The organism is Pseudoalteromonas denitrificans DSM 6059 (assembly GCF_900112265.1).
In the GTDB taxonomy this organism is placed as follows: Bacteria; Pseudomonadota; Gammaproteobacteria; order Enterobacterales; family Alteromonadaceae; genus Pseudoalteromonas; species Pseudoalteromonas denitrificans.
The window spans coordinates 1-2054 of sequence record NZ_FOLO01000109.1; the positions used below are offsets into that span (position 1 = coordinate 1).

Annotated in this window: 1 protein-coding gene and 1 tRNA gene; both read right to left on the bottom strand. The window is 32.9% G+C overall.

Annotated elements, in window-relative coordinates; genetic code table 11:
• Positions 1–86: 86 nt before the first annotated feature.
• Positions 87–1712 carry a response regulator gene (locus tag BM088_RS26735; protein WP_091991970.1) on the bottom strand — a complete coding sequence of 542 codons (1626 nt, stop codon included), beginning with the start codon at positions 1710–1712 and terminating at the stop codon, positions 87–89.
• A 265-nt stretch (positions 1713–1977) separates the two neighbouring features.
• Positions 1978–2053, bottom strand: a tRNA-Val gene (locus tag BM088_RS26740).
• Between the last annotated feature and the right edge of the window lies 1 nt (position 2054).

Below are 2054 nucleotides of genomic sequence, written 5' to 3' on the forward strand. Positions count from 1 at the left end.
TAGAAACAGGGAAAAAAGACTGGGAAGCTACTGAAGTGAGTGCTGTTATGAATGAGAACATTGTAGGTGGTTATTTAAAAAGTAAATTAAAGCTTATAAGTCGAGGACAATTGCTCTTTTAATTTATCAAACCTTTGCTGTTGTTCGGTATCTAGTTTTTCTGCTTCGATTGCTTTTTTACACTTTTCAATTAACGCTGAATTTAAGCTTTCTCCTCCTGGGGCCGCATTTATCATGCTTTGTAATAAGTTGAGCGCAATGCTGGCGTTTTTAGGCATAACACGAAATGCTTGTGAAAATGTTTCTATAGCTTTAGGAAATTGACCTTTTTGATATTGTTCAACTGCGTTATTGTTAAGTTCTCTAGGACCATGTTTTATTTCATCTCTTTCTTGGCGTTCTTGAGATACATAAGCAATCAGAGTTGAATCGTCAAGCTTGTACTTAAGGCAATGCGCATTTATTTTTTCAAAAAGTATACTTGCTTTATAGTGAAAGCCTAGCTCATGTAATGCTTTTGCTTTATCTAACGCATCATCAATAGAGCGAATTTGATCATCAAAACTATCTAACTGACTGATCAGAGCTAATGCCTTTTCTCTTTCATCTTTCAAGTAATGAATACGAGCATGTAAAATATCTAATTGTTCTTGAGTATCTGCATCAGGAAATTGCATTTTTAGTTCATTTAAACATTCACTTGATTGCCTCGTTAATCGTGTAACAAGTTCAGCATGGTCAGTTGTTAATGCGTAATCAACTCCCGCACGGGCAACATTTAAATAAATATTTGGATTATCGTGTATCGAATTTTTAGCAAACTTTAAAATATTACGATTTGCGGCATAGTTATGTTCATAGTCATGATTTAGCCGGGCGATATTAACTAAGCTATGTTGTCTGTTTATATTACGAGGAGCCATTTGTGTTGCACCCACTAAATAGTCTTGGGCGTTATCGTAATTTTTGAGTTGTAGTTCAAGCTTGCTTAATAAATCATATGCAACTAAACGGGTTTCAGCGCGTTCAAGCATAGAACCTAAAAGGCTATGGGCTAGTTTGAATTCGCTATTAGCTATTAGGGATTCTACTAAACCAATTTTAGCCCATGTGAATTTTTGTATGTTTAATACAGATTTAAAAAATTCTTTAGCTTCTGCAAATCGACTTAACTTTAAAAGTAGCTCTCCTTTTAACCGTAAAAGAATAGGGGTGTAATGAGATATTTTTGCTGCAGCAAGTTTTGCTTGAATTGTTTTTAATGCTTTTGAGTAATTTTCGACATCAATAAAATCATAAATCTGCGCTAAAGTTGTTTTTCGATTAAGTAATTTTTCTATTCGAATACTGAGTTCTTTTTGAGAAAAAGGTTTTGCTAAAAAATCATCAGGCTGTAATTCAATAACGCTGTGTACTAACGCTGAACTTGTTTCAGCACTAATAAAAATAAAACCTGTTGTACGCTTAACGAGTTTTTTATTTTTAAGTTCTTCATATAAATGGTAACCATCCTTGTCTTTGCCTAAATTGAAAGAACATAAAATAAGATCAAATTTATTATTTTGGCATAAACGTAGGGCTGTTTGGGCACGCTCAGCACAAATGAGATCTCTAAAGCCAATGCTTTCAAGAGATTGCTTCATATAACTTTGTGCTAAAGGTTGATCATCTATGATCAAAACTTTTGTTTTGTTAAATTTTCTTTGTATCATTAAAATATAAAACTTAAAGTGCGTATCTATCAATATATTAAACAGATCTGTAGCTGACAAGTGTAAATGATACATTTTAATTTAAGTGATTATTTTTTAGTATAAAAATATGGTGATGTTTGTTTAATTTGATTTACTAATTAAGTTTAAATTTATTTTATATGCAAGAGGATTGAATGTTGGCTTTTATCAGATTTTTTAAATTACCGGTATTCTATTGAAGTATAGTGGCGTTAGCAGGAATATTTAGGTCATAATTCTTATGTGGTGGGTGATACTGGACTTGAACCAGTGACCCTCGCCTTGTAAGGGCGATGCTCTCCCAACTGAGCTAATCACCCA

Coding starts and splice junctions, on each gene's coding strand:
- BM088_RS26735 (WP_091991970.1), bottom strand. CDS start 1,712: ATGATACAAAGAAAATTTAACAAAACAAAAGTTTTGATCATAGATGAT.